This window comes from Mucilaginibacter inviolabilis (genome assembly GCF_011089895.1).
Classification (GTDB): domain Bacteria; phylum Bacteroidota; class Bacteroidia; order Sphingobacteriales; family Sphingobacteriaceae; genus Mucilaginibacter; species Mucilaginibacter inviolabilis.
This window is the reverse complement of record NZ_JAANAT010000003.1, coordinates 756,553-779,652: the sequence shown is the minus strand read 5'-3', so window position 1 is coordinate 779,652 and position 23,100 is coordinate 756,553. Positions and strand designations below refer to the sequence as shown.

Annotated in this window: 16 protein-coding genes; 8 read left to right on the top strand and 8 right to left on the bottom strand. The window is 41.2% G+C overall.

The annotated features are described in order from the left end of the window. Positions 1 to 20: 20 nt before the first annotated feature. The 3 genes from glmS to G7092_RS23300 form a co-directional block, all read right to left on the bottom strand. Positions 21 to 1,856, bottom strand: coding sequence for a glutamine--fructose-6-phosphate transaminase (isomerizing) (glmS, locus tag G7092_RS23310; RefSeq protein WP_166093105.1), 1,836 nt, complete (start codon positions 1,854 to 1,856; stop codon positions 21 to 23). A 189-nt stretch (positions 1,857 to 2,045) separates the two neighbouring features. Beyond that, positions 2,046 to 3,443: a DUF4270 family protein gene (locus tag G7092_RS23305; RefSeq protein WP_166093103.1), complete on the bottom strand. Its 1,398-nt coding sequence runs from the start codon at positions 3,441 to 3,443 to the stop codon at positions 2,046 to 2,048. Positions 3,444 to 3,458: 15 nt separating this feature from the next. After that, entirely contained in the window at positions 3,459 to 4,283 is an 825-nt protein-coding gene (locus G7092_RS23300; protein WP_166093101.1) for a glycogen/starch synthase, read from the bottom strand. Positions 4,284 to 4,436: 153 nt separating this feature from the next. On the opposite strand from G7092_RS23300, the gene panC reads away from it, so the two are divergent. The 4 genes from panC to G7092_RS23280 all read left to right on the top strand — a co-directional run bounded on the left by panC (position 4,437) and on the right by G7092_RS23280 (position 10,275). Further along, the gene (gene panC, locus G7092_RS23295; protein WP_166093098.1) at positions 4,437 to 5,270 is read left to right on the top strand and encodes a pantoate--beta-alanine ligase; all 834 of its coding nucleotides are present in this window, start codon (positions 4,437 to 4,439) and stop codon (positions 5,268 to 5,270) included. A gap of 132 nt (positions 5,271 to 5,402) precedes the next feature. Further along, positions 5,403 to 5,753, top strand: coding sequence for an aspartate 1-decarboxylase (gene panD, locus G7092_RS23290; RefSeq protein WP_166093096.1), 351 nt, complete (start codon positions 5,403 to 5,405; stop codon positions 5,751 to 5,753). A gap of 320 nt (positions 5,754 to 6,073) precedes the next feature. Continuing rightward, a complete protein-coding gene (locus G7092_RS23285; protein ID WP_166093094.1) occupies positions 6,074 to 9,160 on the top strand; it encodes a CBM35 domain-containing protein in 3,087 nt (1,028 codons plus the stop codon). Between the two features lie 149 nt (positions 9,161 to 9,309). Then, entirely contained in the window at positions 9,310 to 10,275 is a 966-nt protein-coding gene (locus G7092_RS23280; RefSeq protein WP_166093090.1) for an energy transducer TonB, read from the top strand. Here the strand turns inward: G7092_RS23280 and G7092_RS23275 are convergent, their stop codons facing one another. After that, positions 10,276 to 10,740: a hypothetical protein gene (locus tag G7092_RS23275; RefSeq protein WP_166093088.1), complete on the bottom strand. Its 465-nt coding sequence runs from the start codon at positions 10,738 to 10,740 to the stop codon at positions 10,276 to 10,278. It lies immediately after the preceding gene. A 453-nt stretch (positions 10,741 to 11,193) separates the two neighbouring features. Here G7092_RS23275 and carB point away from each other — a divergent pair, with 453 nt between their 5' ends. Then, positions 11,194 to 14,010, top strand: coding sequence for a carbamoyl-phosphate synthase large subunit (carB, locus tag G7092_RS23270; protein WP_166093086.1), 2,817 nt, complete (start codon positions 11,194 to 11,196; stop codon positions 14,008 to 14,010). A gap of 103 nt (positions 14,011 to 14,113) precedes the next feature. Beyond that, complete coding sequence (locus tag G7092_RS23265) at positions 14,114 to 14,803, top strand: YtxH domain-containing protein (RefSeq protein WP_166093083.1); 690 nt, start codon at positions 14,114 to 14,116, stop codon at positions 14,801 to 14,803. A 384-nt stretch (positions 14,804 to 15,187) separates the two neighbouring features. Here the strand turns inward: G7092_RS23265 and G7092_RS23260 are convergent, their stop codons facing one another. Continuing rightward, the gene (locus tag G7092_RS23260; RefSeq protein ID WP_166093082.1) at positions 15,188 to 15,652 is read right to left on the bottom strand and encodes a DUF4920 domain-containing protein; all 465 of its coding nucleotides are present in this window, start codon (positions 15,650 to 15,652) and stop codon (positions 15,188 to 15,190) included. 252 nt (positions 15,653 to 15,904) lie between these two features. On the opposite strand from G7092_RS23260, the gene G7092_RS23255 reads away from it, so the two are divergent. Next, entirely contained in the window at positions 15,905 to 17,287 is a 1,383-nt protein-coding gene (locus tag G7092_RS23255; RefSeq protein WP_166093080.1) for an NHL domain-containing protein, read from the top strand. Between the two features lie 219 nt (positions 17,288 to 17,506). On the opposite strand, the gene radA is transcribed toward G7092_RS23255, so the two are convergent. Beyond that, the gene (gene radA, locus G7092_RS23250; RefSeq protein ID WP_166093077.1) at positions 17,507 to 18,973 is read right to left on the bottom strand and encodes a DNA repair protein RadA; all 1,467 of its coding nucleotides are present in this window, start codon (positions 18,971 to 18,973) and stop codon (positions 17,507 to 17,509) included. 272 nt (positions 18,974 to 19,245) lie between these two features. Here radA and G7092_RS23245 point away from each other — a divergent pair, with 272 nt between their 5' ends. After that, positions 19,246 to 20,361 (top strand): acyloxyacyl hydrolase, encoded by a 1,116-nt coding sequence (locus G7092_RS23245; protein ID WP_166093075.1) that lies wholly within the window; start codon positions 19,246 to 19,248, stop codon positions 20,359 to 20,361. Positions 20,362 to 20,464: 103 nt separating this feature from the next. Here the strand turns inward: G7092_RS23245 and G7092_RS23240 are convergent, their stop codons facing one another. Together G7092_RS23240 and G7092_RS23235 are read right to left on the bottom strand one after the other, a co-directional pair. Next, positions 20,465 to 22,015, bottom strand: a complete 1,551-nt coding sequence (locus tag G7092_RS23240) for an Rne/Rng family ribonuclease (protein ID WP_166093073.1) — start codon at positions 22,013 to 22,015, stop codon at positions 20,465 to 20,467. Positions 22,016 to 22,242: 227 nt separating this feature from the next. Continuing rightward, on the bottom strand, positions 22,243 to 23,091 hold the full coding sequence (locus G7092_RS23235) for a tetratricopeptide repeat protein (protein WP_166093070.1): 849 nt from the start codon (positions 23,089 to 23,091) through the stop codon (positions 22,243 to 22,245). Between the last annotated feature and the right edge of the window lie 9 nt (positions 23,092 to 23,100).

Genomic DNA, 23,100 nt, shown 5'->3' with positions numbered 1-23,100 from the left:
TAACATCTCCAATCTAATCCCTACTCCACTGTAACAGACTTAGCCAGGTTACGCGGCTGATCAACATTGCAGCCCCGCATCACTGCAATGTGATAGGCCAATAGTTGCAGTGGTATAGTAGCTACCAGCGGTACAAATGCTTCATTGGTTTGTGGTATCTCAATCACATAATCGGCCATATTCCTCACCTCGGTGTCGCCTTCGGTAACAATAGCTATGACGTGACCTTTACGCGCTTTTACCTCCTGAATATTACTGATCACTTTTTCGTAAGATGAATGTTGTGTAGCAATAAATACCACAGGCATTTCATCATCAATTAAGGCGATAGGACCGTGTTTCATTTCGGCTGCCGGGTAGCCCTCAGCATGTATATAAGATATTTCCTTAAGCTTTAAAGCACCTTCCAGCGCTACGGGAAAGGAACTTCCCCTGCCCAGAAACAGACAATTGGTTGAATCTTTGAATTTCGCAGCGATTTCCTTTACTCGCTCATTTGATTTTAACGCTTTTTCTATCAGCTGCGGAACCTCGTTCAGTTCTGTTAGATATTCCACCAGTTTGCTTTGCGTTATCGTACCTCTTTGTTGTGCTATGTAAAATGCCATTAGCGTTAATACGCTCACCTGGGCAGTAAAAGCCTTTGTAGATGCTACACCAATTTCGGGCCCGGCATGCGTGTAAACTCCGGCATGGGTAATACGCGGAATAGAAGCACCTACTACATTACAAACACCAAATATGGTAGCTCCTTTTTCTTTGGCCAATTCAATAGCTGCCATAGTATCGGCAGTTTCACCCGATTGCGAAATGGCAATCACTAAATCCTTTTCGGTAATGATAGGATTTCGGTACCTGAACTCTGAGGCATATTCCACCTCAACCGGTACACGTGCATACTCCTCAATAAGATATTCGCCCACTAAACCAGCATGCCAGGAAGTACCACAGGCTATAATAATGATACGATCGACATTTTTTAGCTTCTCCGCATACTCTTTAATGCCACCTAATTGTACTTTACCTTGCTGCGGATATATACGACCACGCAGACAATCACGAATAGAGCGGGGTTGCTCATATATCTCTTTAAGCATAAAGTGATCATAGCCGCCTTTTTCAAGCATCTCCAGCTTCAGATCAAGCTCCTGAATGTATGGTGTCTGAACCGAGTTATCAATATTTTTGATCAGCAGATTTTCACGGTTGATGTAGGCGATCTCATTATCATTTAAATAGATCACATTTTTGGTATATTCTACAATTGGTGTAGCATCTGAGGCTATAAAGTATTCTCCTTTGCCTACACCTATCACCATTGGGCTCCCTTTACGGGCCGCTATTAACTGATCGGGCTCATCTGCACTCATAATCACAATAGCATATGCCCCTATTACTTTGTTTAAGGCAACCCTCACCGCTTCACGCAATTCAAGCCCGCCCTGCAGCTGTATATCCTCTATCAGATGAATCAGCACTTCGGTGTCCGTATCACTTTTAAAAGTATGTCCTTTGGCCAGTAAGGTTTCTTTTATAACACCATAGTTTTCGATAATGCCATTATGAATAATGGTTAACTTACGATTTCCGGATGAATGAGGGTGCGAATTACGATCGTTTGGTTCGCCATGCGTGGCCCAGCGGGTATGCCCCATACCAATTGACCCTTTCAGATCAATATCTTTAACAAACTTTTCGAGGTCATCAACCTTTCCTGCCTTTTTATAAACTTTCAGTTCCTGGTCAAGCAAAGCAATACCGGCGCTATCATAACCCCGATACTCTAAACGATGAAGCCCTTTTATAACGATGGGATAAGCATCCCGATAACCTATATAACCAACAATTCCGCACATAGTAAATTTAATAAAGTGTAAATGGAGCAAAAATAATTAGCTATATAACATAAATGACGGCTTATTATTTTGTTTTTTTCACAAACGGAAAGAGTTTTTCCCTACTTCAAAATAAATTTTAAAAAGTAGAAATGGCTTAAATAAAAAATCCCCTTAACGGGGATTCTTTTTATTAATATGTGCTTTTATTTACTTGCGTATACGCGTGTAAATAATGTTTAGCTTGATCTTATAAGGTGAGCTTTTATCACTACCCACTGCAATTGTACGGGCCGCAGTTTGCACGCTTGGAGAAACACTGGTTGTCCCAACACTGCTACCGCTTACTGTGGTAACCTCAGTGGTATCAATCGGAGCGATAAAAGTTCCGTAGTCTACTGTTTTTTTACGAATCAGATCCTGAACATAGGCCGTCACTAAAAAATGATATTCCTTTTTAGTTTTATCATACCTACCACCAAATGCAGATATTTGATTACGCCCATCACTTGGTGAAGCATCCTGAATATAAGTTCGCTGATGAGCTATATCTAACTGGTACATGGTTAACTTAGGCAATGGCGCATATGGTATACCCGAATTAGGCTGAGGGGTAATTACCAGCTCGGCCCGGTTTAACACAATCGAATCCGGATTAAATTTATTAAGATCCGGAAAACTTACTTTAGCCCGTAATCCAGCCAATCCTTGCAAATAAACTGTATTTTGTGAATTTACTTTATCTGCTAATAAAGCCTGGATAGTTGTTGTATACGTATATGTTATTGCCGCGCTATGCGATACAAAAGGCAATGATACTGTAGCAGTGTCAATTGTTGCCCCGTTAACTGTTTTATAAAATACATCTAACCTTGAAGAGTCAAGTGCTAATTGTAAAATACCACCTACGTTATTAGCTTGTCCTTTATCTAATGTTATATATAATCCTTTTACTGCATTTTGGAAAAGCAATGTAGAGGCTAATTGCGAGCCGTTTGCATTAAATAGGTTATTATATATAAATGCCTTGCTAAACGGGATACGCACCTGTGGACCTACCTTTTGTATAGTATCTGCTTTACCTGTTCTGATATTGGCAATAGTAACGCTATCATGGGTACGTGCAGTAAATGTTTTTGTTCCCCACACAGTTCCTGTATTCACGAGCCAGCGTTTTGTATTATAATAAGTCTGGACACCTGCTTTTTCTGCTAACTGATAAACATTCGCGGTGTAACGCGTAGCTACCGAGTCGCCATAAAAACCATTGGCATACCTTAATACAAGCACGGCAGAGTCTATAGTTAATGTACCTGCAGGTACTGTATATGCCGCATCATTCGGCAATGATAAACCAAGAGCCACATTTGAAACAGTGGTACCAAATGCAGGATCAGTAAAGTTACCAAGCGGTGTTTTTGCAAGTCCGGACGTTACTGCAGTTGAATCAACTTCTGTGCGGATAATGATATTGGTATCCACTACCAAGGCACCATTAACCTGGTTGGTTGGGTCGATACCCAAACCAATTCCATCCTGCCGTTTACAACTATTAAAAATAAAAAGACTTATTAACAGGGTCAATAAGTCTAATCTTAAAAATTTCATATATAATATTAAAGATTAAGCAACATGCACCAATTCGTCGTTGGTAATTTCGTCGTAAAAATTGTAATAATTTTCGAAATCTGCGGTAGAATCAAATTCTAAAACCGATTTATTGCTGTTTTTAACATTATTTAACACATCTGCATCTATATTCTCACTCCCCAAAACAATTCCGTCAGAGTACTGAATGGCTCCTGCGTATAGTGCAGAATTAGAGCCTTCTTTATAGGCTTCAACATGATCTTCGGTCATATTGCTCATTACCGCTTTTTGTGCGAAATCAGCATTTAATTTCTCTTTAAAATCATTTTCGTAAATAGAATAAATAATTTTAGAGTTTTTAAATGTCGGATCGTCTTTGTAAGTGGTTTTTAAATAAGCCGGAACCAATGCGCTTAACCAGCCATGGCAATGGATAATATCCGGAGCCCAGCCTAATTTTTTTACTGTTTCCAATGCACCTTTACAAAAGAAAATCATTCTTTCGTCGTTATCAGCGTAAAACTTACCGTCTTTATCACCAAACACATGTTTACGCTGAAAATATTCCTCATTATCTAAAAAATACACCTGCATACGCGCCGCCGGGATAGATGCTACTTTAATGATCAGCGGGTTATCATTATCGTTGATAATGATGTTCATTCCCGATAAACGGATCACCTCATGAAGTCTATTCCTGCGCTCATTGATATTGCCAAAACGCGGCATAAGGATACGGATCTCGTAACCTTTCTCCTGCATAGCCTGCGGAAGTTGGCGTGTTATTTCAGCAATTTTTGTGAGTTCGAGAAAGGGAGACATTTCATGAGTTATAAACAAAAGCTTAGATTTACCCATCACTTAATCAGTATTAAATATGTAAAGAAGTCAAAAAATTTGAGTCTGCAAATATAAGCATTATTATATGAACTGTCAACGAATTACGCAAGTAACTTTTGGTATTTTTTATACAAATGCACACCTTTACCAAAATTTGTAATAACTTTTCCATTGAAAATATTTACCACCAAAAATGAAATAGCTCAGTATTTTACCTCTAAACAGGGCAAAATAGTGGGTTTTGTTCCAACTATGGGCGCCCTGCACCAGGGCCATATATCATTAATCAAACAGGCACAGCAAAATAGCGATGAAGTAGTTTGCAGCATTTTTGTAAACCCAACTCAGTTTAATGACCCTAAGGATCTTGAAAAATACCCACGACCTATAGCTGCGGATATAGCGATGCTTGAGCAATCGGGCTGTGATGTTCTGTTTAATCCAACCGTTAGTGAAATATATGATGATAATGAGAAATGGCATTTAGATATAGGCGATCTGGAGCATTTATTGGAAGGCAAGTTTAGACCAGGGCACTACCAGGGGGTTACTCAGGTAGTTTCTAAACTATTTAATATTGTTAAGCCCGATCTCGCTTTTTTTGGTCAGAAAGATTACCAGCAGTTCCTGGTTGTGAGTAAGATGGTTGATCTGCTACATATGCCAGTCCAAATGATCATGTGTCCTATTCAGCGCGAAATTGATGGATTGGCCATGAGCTCAAGAAATATCCATTTAACTCCCTATGATCGCGAACATGCCCTCATACTCTCAAAAACCTTAAATTGGGTTAAAACCAACTTTGATGCAGGTAATATTCCAGCTATAAAGCAACAGGCCGAATCAATGATCAGCAATGAACCTGGGATCGAATTGGAATATTTTGAAATAGTTGACGGAAAAACCTTGCATATCGCAGTCGCAGACACTCAGAATATTGTTGCGCTTGTTGCTGCCCGTGCCGGTAAAACAAGATTGATAGATAATATGTTGATTGGGGGATAGCTCATTAGTTCACTGGTTAATTAGTTCATTAGTTTATCACCCCATGTTGCTGTAATTGAATATTGCACTGCCAAGACCAATGAACTTATAAACCAATGAACCAATAGACTAAATTATTCCTAACTTTGCGCCATGATTATTGAAGTATTAAAGTCCAAACTTCACCGGGTTAAGGTAACGCAAGCCGAACTGAATTATGTGGGCAGTATTACAATTGACGAAGATTTAATTGAGGCGGCCAATATTATACCTAACGAGAAGGTGCAGATTGTAAATAATAATAACGGCGCTCGCTTCGAAACATATGTAATAAAGGGCGAACGTGGTAGCGGTACCGTTTGCCTTAATGGCGCTACCGCAAGGTTAGCCCAGGTGGGTGATATTGTGATTATTATGTCATACGCTTACATGGAAGCCGAAGAAGCCCGCTCTTACGAACCTATATTGATATTCCCCGATTCTGATAATAAGCTAATCAAATAACCCCAATCTCTCACGTAGACCTCTTCTATACCTCCCTGCTTTAAGCGGGCATGTATATTATTGCTTATTTTTTCGATGCCATTTTAAGAATACATCTTTTTCCAACGATAAGTTTATTGGGAGATGATAATAGGTATTACCTATTAATTAAATTTTATTAATGTAATATTGACATTAATAAAATTTAATTAATACCTTTATAAAGCAAGCATAGCAATCCTTTGCTCTTGCTGCAAAAAGAGCTGAGACTCCCTGCCACAACGTTAGGAAGTAACTTCAGATCTTACCAATTTGAACCAATTAAACTTAAATCTTATACTATGAAACAGGTGTGTTTTATTCCCTCTGCTTTGCCGCAGAACAGGCAAAAGCTGCTTACTACATTATTCAGCATCCTATTACTTCTTATTACGCAAGTTACATTTGCCCAAATTACCTGGACCGAAGCAGAATCGGGTACAATATCCAATGGCGCGGCTGTACAAACCAATAGCAGTAGTTCTGGCGGGCAGCAAGTGGGTAATCTTGGCGGGCCATCAAACGGGACACTTAGTATCCCGGTTAATGTGGCTACTGCTGGTCAATATACTCTATCTGTAAATTACCTAACCGCCGACCCACGTAATTTATACATAACAGTAAACAACGATTCTGCTGTAATAGTAGCCTGTAATTCGGGGAGCTGGAGTACTGTGGCAACTACTACGCTGGTTATTAATTTACAGGCAGGGGCCAATACCATCAAATTAAATAATAACGCCTTACAGTGGGCTCCAAATGTAGACCGGATAGGCATCGCCCCTATATTTTACGAAGCTGAGGCCGGGACATTAGCGGGCGGGGCCAATATACAATCATGCCCATCTTGTTCTGGTGCATCAATGGTGGGCAACCTCGGTACAGGATCGGTAACTAACACTGTGAATGTAAGCACTGCCGGTAACTATATACTCACTGTTTATTATGCCACCCAGGATCCACGTTCATTCTTTGTATCTGTAAATAATGCAGCCGCAACAGAGCTTTCCTGTGTTCCGTCAGGGGGATGGACCACCGTGGCAACAGCAACCCTAACCGTAGCTTTAAATGCTGGAAATAACACTATTACTTTAAACAATCCAGGATGGTATGCACCTAATGCCGATAGATTAAGCTTGGCAACAATACCAGCTACCACAAAAAATATAAGTTTTGCACCCAACAGCCGCATTGAATATGACCTAACCTCTGGCAAATACAATGTTTATTTTAATGGCACTAAGGTTATTACCGACGCTTATGCTACTGCGCAATCAAATAATTTATATTCAAGTCTTAACTATTCTACCCGCACTTATAGTTCCACGCCTGTTTCCGACGGTCTGGGTTCGGGCACTAAACACATTATCTCTCTTTCAGGTAACGGCCTTATACCCATGCAACAGGTATTTTATGTATATAATAACCGAAGTTACTTTTATACAGAAGTTTTACTGAACGGTACAGGTGCCAATAGCTATGGAATGACTCCACTGGTATCCAATAATGTTGTTTTACCCGTAAGCGGAGATAACCGGGTATTAAATGTACCCTTCGATAATGACACTTTTATCTCATACAATGCTGCATCTTTAAGCAGTTCGGTAAATACTACCAGTTCGGAAGTTAGCGCTTTATATGATAACAACAGCCGTAATGGACTGATACTAGGCTCTATTGAACATAAGGATTGGAAATCTGGGGTACAGATGGTAGGTTCAGCAGGTAATACGCTATCCCAGCTGAGTCTTTTCGGCGGTTTTACCAATGTAAATATAACCCGCGACGTCAGAGGGCATGGTTGGGTTGGTGTGGGCGCAACTACCTGTAAATCGCCCAAAATGATGGTTGGTTTTTTTAGTGACTGGCGTGACGGCATGGAAGAATACGGAAAATCGAACCGGATAGCCGAACCTCCGTACATTTTTAACTGGACATCATCCACTCCATTTGGCTGGAATAGTTGGGGAGCGATACAAAGCAACCTGAACTTAACCAATGCCAAAGGCGTGGTTGATTTTTTCGCCAACAATCTAACCGGTTTCCGCAATGGCAATACAGCTTATATCGATCTTGACTCCTATTGGGATAACCTGAATGATAGCGAACTGAAACAATTTGCAGATTACGCTAAAAGCAAAGGACTAACACCGGGCGTTTACTGGGCTCCGTTTGTTGATTGGGGCAAAAGTAGTCGCACGGTAGAGGGCAGCACTTATAATTATACCGATATATGGGCGAAAGAAAATGGAGCCTATCATGATCTTGATGGTTGCCGTGCTCTGGACCCTACTCACCCTGGCACCAAGCAACGGATAGCTTATATGATCGGTCGTTTTAAAACTGCAGGCTTTCAGATGATCAAAATTGATTTCCTGGGGCACGCAGCCATCGAAGCAGATAGTTATTATGATGGCAATATCCACACAGGAATGCAAGCATACAGGCAAGGTATGGAATATTTAACCGATCAGCTGGCCGGGCAAATGTTGGTATACGCGGCTATTTCGCCCAATCTGGCAACTGCTCGTTATGCACACATGCGCAGGATAGCCTGTGATGCTTATTCATCTGTGAACGATGCAAAGTATACACTTAACAGCACCAACTATGGCTGGTGGCAAACTTATATGTATAATTACATTGATGCTGATCATGAGGTTTTAGCTACCGAAACATTGGGCACTAATCACATACGAGTCACTTCTGGAGTTATTACAGGAACCGTAATTACCGGCGACAACTACTCCACAACCGGACAATGGACAGGCCGGGCGCAAACTCTTTTCCAAAATCAGGATGTATTGGACATCGCGCGTAATGGAGTTGCCTTCAGACCGGTTGACGGCAATACCGGCACCGGAACAAGTGAACTGTTTGCCCGTAGTATTGGTAACTATTTATATCTGGCTGCATTTAACTATGGTACCAGCAGCAAGTCATACACTGTAAACTTCAGCCGTATTGGTCTGCCTAATGGCACTTATGCGATGAAGGAGTTATATGCCGGCACTACATCAAACATCAGCAATAATTCGATAAATTTTACCCTTGGCGCCGCCGATGCCTCCATTTATCGCATCACCGTTGGCGCCGGCACGGTAGCTGATGTCAAAAACAATCAGGTTATCCCGGCCAAAGTCCCATCAACATCCAAACTCACCTATTATCCAAATCCGGCAACCTCCGTATTGCACCTGGATAACTCCATTGAAATATCGGATCTGCAGCTTACTGAGTTTGGGACAGGGCATACAGTTAAAAAGTTCTCGAACATTAATAATACACATTATGAGCTTGACCTTAACGGTTTATCGCCTGGCTATTATGTAATCAACGTAACCGACAATAAGGGCACAACCAAAGGCTACAAAATTTATAAATATTAAAAAAAACCGGGGCTTTCTTATTACTCAGGAAGTCCCCCTTAATTATCTTCTATTTTCAAAGCCCAGGTATAAACCGGGCAGATTACTTTTATTGGGCATAATTATAATTATTGCAGTAGCTTTGTGTGTGCTAAACCGTCACTGTTTTGATGAAATTATTTTTTACTTCTCTCTTTCTATTAACTGCAAGCATATGCTTTGCGCAAAGGCAAAATATTTATTTCCTGAAAAACAATGGTAAATATGTAAATGTTCGGGACAGCGCCGATTATATCAGGATAGTTAGAGAACCCGATTCTGCTTCAACACTATACAATGTTGTTGAATTTTACCTCAATGGCGCCCAAAAACTTGTCGGAAAATCAAGAAGTATCGATCCGCCCAAATATGAAGGGCCACGTATTACCTATTATGCTAACGGTCTAAAACAACGGCTATCGAACTACAAAAACAACTCAAAAACCGGGAACGAGGTCCTGTACTATCCAAATGGCAAACGCTATCTTTTATTAAACTATCCGGAAAAAGAAACCCGTGAAAGCGAATACCGGAATGACGCACTGATAGAATCATGTAATGATTCGTTGGGAAACGTACTTGTAAAGGATGGGAATGGCTATATGAAAAGCTACGATGACAAATTCATTTACGTTGAGGAGGAAGGTAATATCAAAAACGGTCGAAGAGATGGAAATTGGAAAGGCGAATATAGGAACAACCACATCACTTTCACCGAAAGTTACGACAACGGCAAACTACTAATTGGAAATGCATCGAACCGATATGGCAAAACCAGCACTTACTCAGGCGCAAGAGGAGTGCCGCCGGAGTTTAAAGGAGGTATCGAACGCTTTGGACGATATTTGTCGAGAAACATTATATACCCAGATCTGGCTCGTCAAAAAGGCATACAAGGCCAGGTGATACTCTCATTTGTAGTTGAAAAAAATGGTGAGCTTTCTGATATAAAAGTAAGCAAATCGGTGACGCCGATTTTTGATAACGAAGCCATACGGGTGCTTAAGGAATCACCTAAATGGATACCAGGCACACAATTCGGCATGCCTGTAAGAGTGCAATATAGTGTTCCTATTACTTTTACACTTGGCAATTAACTACTGCCGGTCAGCAGCGATACCCAGCGATAATTTCAAACTTACATCTACATCATTGGCTTTACGCAATTTGTAAACCATCCTGATGCGTACACTGGGTTGCCGCACCAACTCGTCAAGAAAATGGGAGTTATCAATATCCAGTACAATACTGTTACCTGCTGCAGCTGCAATATCCTTACGTATTGCAACCATTACCTCTTCGCTTCCATCAGCTTTGGCCATATATAATCTTAGCGAAACAACATTACCAATATTATAGTTAGCGGGGTCTTTGGATTCCAGTTTGGCTGACACGATGCGTACTTCACTTATTTTACCCGCATTATTGCCATCTTTGGTAAAATCCTGATCAAAGCTGTTAGCGGTACTTATGGCGGTATGGGGTTCACCTATACTTGCTGATGCCGGGATTACCATATTAGCGGTATAAGGAAATGTCCCTTTTACAACACGTTGCATCATAGCACAGCTGTTTAAAAATAAAATTGAAGCAAGCAAAATAAATGTAAGTTTCTTCATCATTTTAATTCAGATGGTTGACCAGTAAGCTACAGATAAAAGTTCGGCGATTCTTATACACGAGCCTCAACTTAAAGTTCGGTATAATTTACCTTAAAAACAGGTAAAAACACAATATCTACAGGGGTTTTGAACTGGTTTATCGCAACAATATTTAAAAATACATTTTTTGTATTTAAAAACACATTTTAGTGCATGAAAAGCAATGCAAAATCAGGTTATAGAGACTTTCTGAAATTTTGTAAAAAAATAACAAAAAAAGTTTAACAAAAACATATCTTTGCACCCCGACACTGAGGTCGGGATTTCTCGCCTTCAGTGCATAGGAAAAATCGTTTACGGGCCTTAAAAAGCCTTTAACTTTTGACTTAGAACTTTTGACTTAAAAAAAGCCCTATGCCCAAAGATAATTCCATCAAATCTGTTCTCATTATTGGCTCCGGCCCTATTATTATCGGCCAGGCCTGCGAATTTGATTACGCTGGCTCACAAGCCGCCCTTTCCCTGAAAGACGAAGGCATTACCGTATCCATCATCAACAGTAACCCTGCCACTATCATGACAGATAAGGTTATTGCTGATCATGTGTATCTGTTGCCACTTGAACCTGAAAGTATTGAAAAAATATTACAGGAACAGCAAATTGACGCAGTACTGCCTACCATGGGAGGCCAGACCGCCCTTAACCTTTGTATCAGCGTTGCTGAACTCGGAATCTGGGAAAAATATGGCGTCAAAATTGTTGGCGTTGACTTGGCCGCGATAGAAAAAACCGAAAACCGCGAAGCTTTTCGCCAATTAATGGTTGATATTGGGGTGGGTGTTGCTACTTCGAAAATTGCCAACTCGTTTTTAGAAGGCAAAGAAGCAGCTCAGGAAATCGGCTTTCCCCTGGTTATCCGTCCGAGCTATACGCTGGGTGGTAAAGGTGCCGGTTTTGTACACAAAAAAGAAGAATTTGATGCCGCTTTAAGCCGTGGTCTGCAGGCATCACCAACCCATGAGGTTTTGGTGGAGCAAGCGGTTTTAGGCTGGAAAGAATACGAGCTAGAGCTATTGCGTGATAGCAATGATAATGTGATCATTATCTGCTCTATCGAAAACTTTGACCCGATGGGTATCCATACCGGCGACTCGATCACCGTGGCACCTGCCATGACTCTGAGCGATCGTTGCTATCAGGAGATGCGGAACCAGGCCATTAAAATGATGCGCGCCATTGGTAACTTTGCCGGCGGCTGTAACGTACAGTTTTCGGTTAACCCGGCTGATGAATCTATCATCGCTATTGAAATTAACCCCCGCGTTTCACGCTCATCAGCCCTGGCATCAAAAGCAACTGGTTATCCAATTGCCAAAATTGCTGCCAAACTGGCTATAGGCTATAACCTTGACGAAATTGAAAACCAGATCACCAAAACCACTTCGGCTTATTTTGAGCCTACGCTGGATTATGTGATCGTTAAAATACCCCGCTGGAACTTTGATAAGTTTAAAGGCGCTAACCGCGAGTTGGGTTTGCAAATGAAATCGGTAGGCGAAGTGATGGGTATTGGCCGCAGCTTTATAGAAGCATTGCAGAAAGCCTGTCAGAGTTTAGAGATCGGTCGCGCTGGCTTAGGTGCCGACGGCCGCCAAAACCGCAACCTGGAAGAGATCATGCACAGCCTGGAGCACCCAAGCTGGGACAGACTTTTCCATGTATACGATGCATTAAGTTTGGGAGTGCCAATTGAATCGGTACGTAAAGTTACCAAAATTGATCGCTGGTTCCTGAACCAGATCCAGGATGTGGTAAACCTGGAAAACGAACTGCGCCGCTATTCCTTAACTAACATCCCTGAGGAATTCCTGTACACCCTGAAACAAAAAGGGTTCTCAGATACTCAAATAGCCTACATATTGGGCAACGTAACCGAAGAGGACGTTTACCAGCGCCGTAAAGCCCTCGGCATTAACCGTGTTTACAAAATGGTTGATACCTGCGCTGCAGAGTTCCCGGCCAAAACACCATACTACTACTCTACCTACGAAGGCGAGAACGAATCAGTATCGTCTGATAAAAAGAAAATAATTGTATTAGGATCGGGCCCTAACCGTATTGGCCAGGGTATCGAATTTGATTACAGCTGTGTACACGGCCTGCTTGCCGCCAAAGAATCAGGTTTTGAAGCCATCATGGTGAACTGTAACCCTGAAACTGTTTCGACCGACTTTAACATGGCCGACAAGCTTTATTTTGAGCCGGTATACTGGGAGCATGTACGCGAGATCATCGAGCTGGAGAAACCTTATGGTGTAATTGTTCAGCTTGGCGGACAAACTGCGTTAAAAATGGCCGAGAAAATGCACGAACATGGCATTAAGATTATCGGTACATCATTTAACGACATGGACATCGCCGAAGATCGGGGCCGTTTCTCAGACCTGTTAAAAGATCTTGAAATTCCTTATCCTAAATATGGCGTTGCCGAAAGCGCTGAAGAAGCTCTTGAAGTAGCTCACCAGGTTGGTTATCCCGTATTGGTACGCCCAAGTTATGTATTAGGTGGCCAGGGAATGAGCATTGTGATCAACGATGAAGACCTGGAAAAGGCTGTAGTTAGCTTGTTGAAAAACCTTCCCGGAAACCGTGTACTGATCGACCACTTCCTTGACCGTGCTGCCGAGGCCGAAACCGACTCGATCAGCGATGGAGACGATGTGCACATTATAGGTATGATGGAACATATTGAGCCTGCAGGTATCCACTCCGGCGACTCATTCTCTGTACTTCCCCCGTTTGACCTGTCAGACAACGTGATCAGCCAGATGGAGGAGTATACTATAAAAATAGCCAAGGCTTTAAATGTACGCGGTTTGCTGAACATCCAGTTTGCGGTTAAGAATGACCAGGTATATGTGATTGAGGCTAACCCACGTGCCTCTCGTACGGTACCATTCATTGCCAAAGCGTACGACGTACCCTACATCAACATAGCCGCCAAGGTAATGCTTGGTGTTAACAAACTTAAAGATTTCACTATCGAGCGCAAACTTTGGGGTTATGCCATCAAAGAGCCTGTATTCTCCTTCGATAAATTCCCCGAAGTGAACAAGGAACTGGGACCCGAAATGAAATCAACCGGCGAAGCCATCCGTTTTATCCCTAACCTTCAGGATCCTTATTTCAGGCATTTGTACAAAGAGAAATCAATGTACCTGAGCAAATAAAATAATTAAAACATTAGATTGCACACGCAGTCTAATTACCGATAACATTTACCTGTAGCCCCCAGGCTGCAGGTAAATTATTGTTGAACTAAGTTAGTATAGATTGAAAGTTAATTCGAATAGTACGCAGGCATTCAACCTGAATAATGTTGATCCTGAGGAGATAGGTGATGTTCTTGTAAAAATTGAAAGATCCTTTAATATCCGTTTAGACGACACATCCTGCAAGGATGTAAAAACCTTCGGCAAGCTTTGTGATATTGTGGTAGAGAAGGTAAAACAAACCAATAACGATAGCTGTACCACCCAACAGGCATTTTATAAAATACGTAACGCCATTAACTCTACTATTTCGCCTCCAAAAGAGTTAATAAAACCCCAAACCAAACTGGCTGATATTTTTCCCAGAGATACCCGTTTACAGGTAATTGCCGAGATTGAACGCGAAATGGGTTTCAAGATTAATCTTTTACAACCTAAACAGGGCATTGTAGGCACATTTCTATTTGTGCTTCTGGCATCAGCAGTTGGCTTCTTTTACCAGCCGGTAATGGCTTTGATCGGAGCCATTGTTGCCATAACAGGCTTAATGCTGGCCGGTAAATTTGGTAAGGAGCTCAAAGTAAAAACCCTGGGCGATCTGGCCGAAAAAGTGGCGCGTGAACATTATATCAAATGTCGTAAAGATGCCTCAACCGTTAACCGTAACGAGATATCGCAAAAAGTAAAAGAATTATTTACAGCCGATTTATACCTGGAACCATCCGTATTAACCCGCGACGCTAAGTTTTAAGCAGCATTAAAAATAATCTTAAAATGAAAAAGGGAATCCATTATATATAGATTCCCTTTTTCATTTTAAGATGCTATTCAAAAATTCCCTATTCAATAGCAGTGTATTTAAAAGATGAGGTTAAGCATAATCCACCAATAACCGCCCCATTTTGCTATAAAAGTGGGTTTACATGGTTTACACTTTTCACGGTCAATATCTATATAAATAATTGATAATCAAATAATTAAATAAAAAATAATATCATATAGTGGGTTTACATGTAAACCCACCTAAACGCCCCAAATAAGGGTTTATGAAGTATTAAATATCAGACACGGGGGTATCACATAATAACTTCGATGTTGGAAATTCATTATTCGATATGAGTTCTCTTGAGGGAGCTTACTTATCCACCTGCAATCCTTTTACCTCAAAGGTCAGCTTCCTTTTGGCATTAGTTTTCACCTGGTGTTGTTTCTTCCCGGTAACTGTATCACCCGCCAGATGTTGAAGATCATCGGCTATGAATTGTTTTTGTGCCACCCCTTCAATAATTACCACGCGCCTGGCTATATCCGCTGGAATATTAACATTATAATTTTTAAAATGCGCGGTGATTACTTTACCTCCGCCTGCATCTAACTCAAACCAACCACCTTTTTCGTGGATCACCCTAATCACCCGGCCCTCAATAGTGGTACTGATCCGGGTCTTTTTCCCCATGAAGCTTTCCAGTTTTGTTGCATTCATCATGGCCTGCGTATCTGGTTTTGTGCCATAAACCATACCGTGTGGTAAAGGTGTATGCTGTTGCGCTAAAACAGCAGATGAAACTAAAAGGGCTATTAGAAATATGGGGAATTTCATGGCTATTGTTTATTGTATTGTAACAATTATATAGGCAAAATGTTATATGCCCCGATCATATTACCCTTCTTCATACTATCCTCATTCAAAAACATCTATTTAGAGACCACAGAGGCCATTTTCAGACTATAAAAAAGGTTTTTAATGCCATCTGTTAAGATATGTTAAAACCCATGTAGCTAAATAATATGCTGTCACGTATAGAGTTAATAAAGTGCTTAATAACATACTTACTACTTAATCTATTAACACATGAACAAAACCTTAACTAAATCCATTTTTTTTGCTACAAGTCTGCTAGCTGTTTTTTTAACCGTCACCAGCTGTAACAAAAGCTCATCAGGCATATCGGGCACTCCACCTACTTTAGTAACCATGGATGTAACCTCCACGGCTACCGGCACGGGTGCATATAGCGGTGGATTAATTACCACAACCTTAACTCAAAGCCTAACGGGGCTTGGAGTATGCTGGAGCACAAGCAATCAAAACCCTACCACTGCCGACTCTAAAACTACCGACACCGCTACGGTACTGAGCTATGCCAGTAAAATAACCGGCTTAACTCCCAAAACAACATATTATTTAAGGGCTTATGCTATTAGTGCTTCCGGAACTGTATATGGTAATACTATTCAATTTACGACCAGTGCAGATCTGTCGGCCCTGGGAGGTACCGTGAGCACAGTTGCAGGCAGTGCAACTACTGGATTTGCGGACGGGACCGGTTCAAATGCGGTATTTGATAGTCCACAAGGACTAAGTATTGACGCCTCCGGGAATATTTACGTAGCGGATTCCTTTAACAGTGCTATTCGAAAAGTTACACCGGCCGGTGTAGTAACTACCGTATCTGGTACCGGAAGTATAGGTTACGTTGACGGCCCGGTTGCTACTGCTAAATTTTATGCACCACAAAGCCTGGTGGCCGATGCTGCCGGCAATATTTATGTAGCCGATTTTGGCAACAATATGATCCGTAAAATATCGGCAAATGGCACCGTAAGTACCCTTGCCGGAAGTGGTGATGCCGGTTATGCCGATGGCACAGGAAACAAAGCTACCTTTAACAGTCCGCGGGGTCTGGCACTGGATGGTCAAGGAAATTTATATGTGGCCGATCAGGGTAATAATCTTATCCGTAAGGTTACAGCAGCAGGTGTGGTAACTACTATAGCTGGCAAAACAACAGCCGGTTATGTTGACAATGCTACGGCAACAACCGCACAATTTAACCAGCCAAATGGCATTGCATTGGATGCTCAAGGCAATATTTATGTAGCAGATCTGCAAAACTATGCCATCCGCAAGATTACTACCGCCGGAGTAGTGACAACCGTTGTTGGCGGCCTTAAACTATCTGCGTTGATCAGCAACCCGGGAGCCCTTGCTTTTGATGCTAAAGGTAATTTATTCATAAGCGATCAAAACGGGCGTGTATTAGAGTTAACCGCCAATAAGGTTTTACTTACATTAGCAGGCAAAACAGCGACAGCAGGCTTTGTTGATGGACAAGGCGCTAACGCTCTATTTAATGCGCCACAGGGCCTTGTAGCTGATGCCAGCGGAAATATTTGGATAGCAGATAGCAACAATAACAGTATACGTAAACTTGTTCCGCCGACAGGAATATAAGCCAAATGGACTATTAGATCATTTGGACAAGGGGATTATTAGACCTTCGAAAAAAGATAAAAAACAAAAGAGCAAAGGATTTTCAGTCCTTTGCTCTTTTGTTTTTTTATTAGAGTTTATGAGAATAATGAACCCTTTATCTTTGCCTTACAGTCTCCTTTTTCAGATGATCTAATAGTCCAATAATCTCAAAAGTCCTATCATCCTAAAGCCTAAAAACTATCCAAAAAGCTGGCTGAATACCTCTTCAATGCTGCTCACTATTTTTATTTCAATATCGTAGCGCGACAGATCCATCCGCTTTTTATCCTGCCCTGCTGATGGGAGATTATATTTGGATATAAATATCTGATTAAAACCGAGTTTTTGTGCTTCGGCAATGCGTTGCTCTACCCGGTTTACTGCTCTTATCTCACCTGATAGTCCAAGTTCACCTGCAAAGCAAGTTTTAAAGGGAATTGGCATATCCTCATGTGAGGATATAATGGCTGCTGCTAAACCCAGGTCAATAGCTGGATCTTCAACCCGGATACCTCCGGTAATATTTAAAAACACATCCTTGGCACCCAGTCTAAAACCACAGCGTTTTTCCAGAACAGCCAGCAACATGCTCATCCGTTTGGTATCAAAGCCCGTAGCGGTGCGTTGCGGCGTACCATAAGCAGATGTACTTACCAATGCCTGCGTTTCTATTAACATCGGTCGCATACCCTCCAATGTGGCAGATATGGTAATACCGCTTAAAGGTTCATCCCGTTGCGACAATAATATTTCTGATGGGTTGGAAACTTCCCTTAAGCCTTCACCCAGCATTTCGTAAATACCTAATTCCGATGCCGAACCGAACCGGTTTTTTACCGTGCGTAATATGCGGTAAACATGATGCCGGTCGCCTTCAAATTGCAAAACGGTATCAACCATATGTTCCAATATTTTAGGGCCTGCAATCATACCATCTTTGGTAATATGCCCGATCAGGAATACAGGGGTTGATGTCTCCTTAGCAAAACGAAGCATCTCGGCGGTACACTCACGCACTTGCGATACGCTGCCGGGAGTAGATTCGATATGGGAAGAATGAAGCGTCTGTATCGAGTCAATCACTACCAGATCAGGCTCCAGGGCTTCTATTTGTTTAAAGATGTTCTGGGTTGATGTTTCTGTTAGGATAAAACACCCTTTATTAATTTCGGATTGAGCCGCTATATTAATTTTTTGACTGCTAACTGAAGACTGCTGACTGAGAACTTCTGGCGTCACCAACCTTTCCGCCCGCATCTTAATCTGCCGTTCACTTTCTTCGCCCGATACGTAAAGCACTTTCAGATTTGGCATATTGAGCGCCAATTGCAACATCAGGGTTGATTTACCAATACCAGGTTCACCGCCAATAAGCACTAAAGAACCGGCTACTATACCACCGCCCAAAACCCGGTTAAACTCCTTATCGGGCGTTTGCATGCGATGTTCTTCACTAAAAGTAATATCTGCCACCTGAACCGGTTTATTGGCCCGTTGCTGCGTGTTTGAAGTAACTTTCCAGGTAGGCACCGAGGTGGTATTACCTTTGTCAATAATTTCCTCAACAAAAGTATTCCATTGCTGGCAGGAAGGGCACTTGCCCAGCCACTTAGCCGATTCAAAGCCACAGCTCTGGCAGAAGTATGCAATTTTGGTTTTAGCCATATTTTAAACCTGCACAATGCAGATGTGCAAATATGCGCATTTATCTGTTAATCCGGGGTGAATATACTAATAAAATTAGCAGGAATTACCCGATCTAGTATACCTAAATTATAACTTTCGCAAAAATTAATTAATTGCAGAAAAACTAAATTAATCGGGAAACATAAAACTATCTTTAACCGTATCACGGCTGTGTTTTCATATTTAACAAAAGCAGATAAAATTTGAAGCACAATTAGTGATCGTACTTTTAACTATTGCAACTGACCTTTATGAATAAATTTTTATCTGTTATTATTGGGTTTGTGTTATTCAGTCTTTCCGCAAAAGCGCAGGATACAGGAAATAGTATTGAAATAAGCGGTACTTCGGGCATTAAAACTTTTTCGCCAGAAAAAAATTATCTGAGTGGCCCATTATTTGGGGGCGAACTGGCTTACCATATTAATATGGCGGATAATAAAAGTGATTACATCCGGATACTAAACATTAAAAGTATTGATGCGGTATTTTCTTATCGCAATATGAGCCATTTAATACTAAACCATGATCAGGCAACCAAAGGCCTTATTGGTGATACTTATGGTGTACTGGGCCGATTAGAGATTGGCTTGCTTAAAATAAACCGTACGGAACTATTGTTTACCCCGGGATTTGGCTTCTTGTACGCCACCGAAACTCACCTAACCAATAGCCAAAACGTTATTATAGGCAGCCACATTAATTTAGCCACTCAGGCCGGTCTGAAGATATTTACCCCAATAACTCAAACCACAGGGATACAAGCAGGCGTTGAGGTTTTTCATTATTCCAATGGTGCAACTAAGCTGCCCAACAATGGTATAAATGCATTTGCCTACACACTGGGCATTGTACAAAAACTTAATCAGAGCGGACCGGTAAATGAAAGTGAAGCCGCTCCCGAGAATAAGCACTTTTTTGAGTTTGGCGCCAATATAGGCAGCCGGGGGGCGCTAAATACCAATAAAAGTCTTTATAAAGAAGGCTTTTACATGGGCTATAATTACAAGTTTAGCCCTGCATTTAGCATTAAACTGGGTACGGACGCGGTTTACTATAACACCGTTTATAATAAAATAACCAATACAACACAAAGCTTCCTGGATACTTTTCAGTCCCATGCCACCTCTTATGACCGTTGGAGAGTTGGCCTTGCAGTGGGCCCTGATTTGTGGTTGGGCAAACTGGCATTAATGACCGGCTATGGTTATTATTTACACTATGACAGCTTCTTCCCAACAAAAACCTACTGGACTGCCGGTTTTAAATACTTTATAACCCCTTATCTGGCCTTACAGGCTAAAGGGTATGTCCACGACACAGAAGCTGATTATGTTGGATATGGTTTCATATTCAGGGTTCATTAAAAATATGAAGGGTTGGAACCCCATATCCCTGTAAACAAAATATGCAGCTATTAATTAAAATAGCTGCATATTTTGAAATCTGCATAGCTGCAAATCAATCTCTTTACAATTTTATTTCTTCGTCTTTTGACGAGAAGAAACGGAATTCTGTGATCTGGTAAGCAGGATTGCTTTTAACCTTGATCCATTGGCCATATTTAACAAACCACTTCATTTGGCGGTTGTAAATGCCTTTTTTAATGTAGGCTTCAATATATGGATGCACACATAGGGTAATTCCCTTTTCGTTTTGCTCGTCCAATATATAATTGAAGTTATTTTCAATATCATCCATCAGCAAAATGGTTGGCCTGATGGTACCGGTACCATTACAGGTTGGGCACACTTCGCTGGTAACAATATTCATTTCGGGCCTTACACGCTGACGTGTGATTTGAACCAAACCAAATTTACTCGGTGGTAAAATGGTATGTTTGGCCCTATCGTACTGCATTTCGGCACGTAAATAATCAAATAGCTCCTTGCGGTTTTGCGGTTTGTGCATATCAATAAAATCGATCACCACAATACCGCCCATATCGCGTAGGCGCAACTGACGAGCAATTTCTTTAGCCGCTTCTTTATTTACCTGGTAGGCATTCTCTTCCTGGTTTTCCTTATTGGCTGTACGGTTACCGCTGTTAACGTCAATAACGTGCAATGCCTCAGTATGTTCAATTACCAGGTAAGCGCCACCGGCAAGGTTAACGGTTTTTCCAAACGCGCCCTTGATCTGTTTATCAACACCAAAATGCTCAAATATAGGCTCCTTATGCTTATGCATACGAACTATACTTTCCATATCAGGTGATATTTCATGAATGTATGACCGAATTTCTTCGAACATGCCATTATCATTCACATAAATATGCTGAAAATCGGGATTCAGTATATCCCTAAGGATAGTTGAAGTACGCCCAATTTCGCCCAAAACCTTTTTTGATGGTTCAACAGACGGCAGCTTAGTGATGAATGATTCCCATTTAGATATCAGATCAAGCAGGTCTTTTTGTAATTCATCAACCCCTTTGCCTTCAGATACAGTACGGATAATAACGCCAAAATGCTTTGGCTTAATGCTTTCAACAACCTTCCGTAAACGATTTCGCTCTGTATTGCTCTTTATTTTTTTGGAAATAGAGATAGCCTCCGAAAATGGTACTAATACCACATAACGGCCGGCTATTGAAAGATCAGAACTTAAACGTGGTCCTTTGGTTGATATAGGTTCCTTAGCTATTTGTACCGGTATAAGTTGGTTTTTTGATAATATCTCCGAGATCTTTCCTCCTTTATTGATATCACCTTCCAGCTTAAAGCCGTCCAAAAGCTTCGATTGGTATCCCCCGCTACGTACTTGTTTGGTTAATTTAAGCAGGCTTTGTACCTGCGGACCAAGATCAAGATAATGCAAAAAGGCATCCTTCTCGTAGCCAACGTCTACAAAGGCTGCATTTAAACTGGGCATAATCTTTTTGATACGCCCAAGGTAAATATCACCAACAGTATAATTGTTGCTGACCTGCTCTTTATGAAGTTCTACGAGTTGTTTGTCCTGTAATAATGCAATGGTAGCCCCGTTTGGGGATGAATCGATAATTAATTCTTTTATCAACTGCTACTCCATTTCTTAAAACGGTAAAAACCGCGTGTTAATAAGTGGGTAAAAAAACACTATTAAAGTTACCTGCTTTGTTAAAAAGCAGGTAAAGCTGCTTTAAAAAAGCAGCTTATTTCTTTTTATGTCTGTTTTTTCTTAAACGCTTTTTGCGTTTGTGGGTAGCCATTTTGTGTCTTTTACGTTTTTTACCGCTCGGCATAATAATAATTTTTAATGTGTGATTAATTCTTTAATTCCTTGATATATTCATCAATGCGTTGCCCGAATACAGGATCAGGCATCATTTCTTTACATTTTTGGTAAGCGTCAATAGCTTCCTTTTTCATGCCCAGTTGTTTATAGCTTTCGGCCAAATAAAAGGTTGGCTCCAGCTCTTGTTTTTGGGCAATTAATGTTTTAAACCTGCCCACCGCTTTTTCGTACTGGCCCGATTTCATGGCGAACATCCCTAAATTCAGGTTTGCATTCCAATTGTTCGGATCCTTTTTTACTACTTCAAGCAATAAGGCTATACCTTGCATAGGGCCGGCGCCGCCATTTACATACGCAACACCTAATCCTGTTTTACCCTCAAGGCTTTCTGGTTTTAATTTCAGGGCACTTTGAAAAGCTTCTACCGCGTTTGTTACAAATGCGGGCTGCAATAAAGTGTCCTGTGTAAGTTTGTAAGCATCGTTAAAACGATTACCTGCATTTAACCAATCTTCCAGCTTGTTTTCCTTACGGGCCAAAGCCTGGTAATAGAATGCTGCCGGGGCCGGCTGGTTAACATCATCCCACTGACTGGCTAATTGCTGCTGCAATTTTTGCTCGTTGGTGCCTGATGCGTTTTTTAGTTGCCCTTCAAGGTCGTTTATCTTTGCTGTTAAAGCCGCCCCAATTGCGGTTTTAGCAGTTGCAGATACCATATCAACCGTTACAGCAGTGGCCGCTTTGCGGTTTCCTGTCATTACGTTTGCTTTATCTGGTTTAGCCTCTTTGGGTTTTATTAAACCTTTAACGGGTAAATAATACAAATAGCCCATAATAACAACTACGGCTGCACTAATGGCTATTTGTTTCTTATTCATGCTTATAAA

What these genes read in the sequence shown, in the direction of transcription:
- G7092_RS23275 (WP_166093088.1), bottom strand. Translation starts at nt 10,740, where the DNA reads ATGATGCAACGTGTTGTAAAAGGGACATTTCCTTATACCGCTAATATG.
- G7092_RS23300 (WP_166093101.1), bottom strand. Translation starts at nt 4,283, where the DNA reads ATGGGTAAATCTAAGCTTTTGTTTATAACTCATGAAATGTCTCCCTTT.
- glmS (WP_166093105.1), bottom strand. Translation starts at nt 1,856, where the DNA reads ATGTGCGGAATTGTTGGTTATATAGGTTATCGGGATGCTTATCCCATC.
- G7092_RS23245 (WP_166093075.1), top strand. Translation starts at nt 19,246, where the DNA reads ATGAATAAATTTTTATCTGTTATTATTGGGTTTGTGTTATTCAGTCTT.
- G7092_RS23285 (WP_166093094.1), top strand. Translation starts at nt 6,074, where the DNA reads ATGAAACAGGTGTGTTTTATTCCCTCTGCTTTGCCGCAGAACAGGCAA.
- panD (WP_166093096.1), top strand. Translation starts at nt 5,403, where the DNA reads ATGATTATTGAAGTATTAAAGTCCAAACTTCACCGGGTTAAGGTAACG.
- carB (WP_166093086.1), top strand. Translation starts at nt 11,194, where the DNA reads ATGCCCAAAGATAATTCCATCAAATCTGTTCTCATTATTGGCTCCGGC.
- G7092_RS23280 (WP_166093090.1), top strand. Translation starts at nt 9,310, where the DNA reads ATGAAATTATTTTTTACTTCTCTCTTTCTATTAACTGCAAGCATATGC.
- G7092_RS23255 (WP_166093080.1), top strand. Translation starts at nt 15,905, where the DNA reads ATGAACAAAACCTTAACTAAATCCATTTTTTTTGCTACAAGTCTGCTA.
- G7092_RS23305 (WP_166093103.1), bottom strand. Translation starts at nt 3,443, where the DNA reads ATGAAATTTTTAAGATTAGACTTATTGACCCTGTTAATAAGTCTTTTT.
- G7092_RS23235 (WP_166093070.1), bottom strand. Translation starts at nt 23,091, where the DNA reads ATGAATAAGAAACAAATAGCCATTAGTGCAGCCGTAGTTGTTATTATG.
- radA (WP_166093077.1), bottom strand. Translation starts at nt 18,973, where the DNA reads ATGGCTAAAACCAAAATTGCATACTTCTGCCAGAGCTGTGGCTTTGAA.
- G7092_RS23260 (WP_166093082.1), bottom strand. Translation starts at nt 15,652, where the DNA reads ATGAAATTCCCCATATTTCTAATAGCCCTTTTAGTTTCATCTGCTGTT.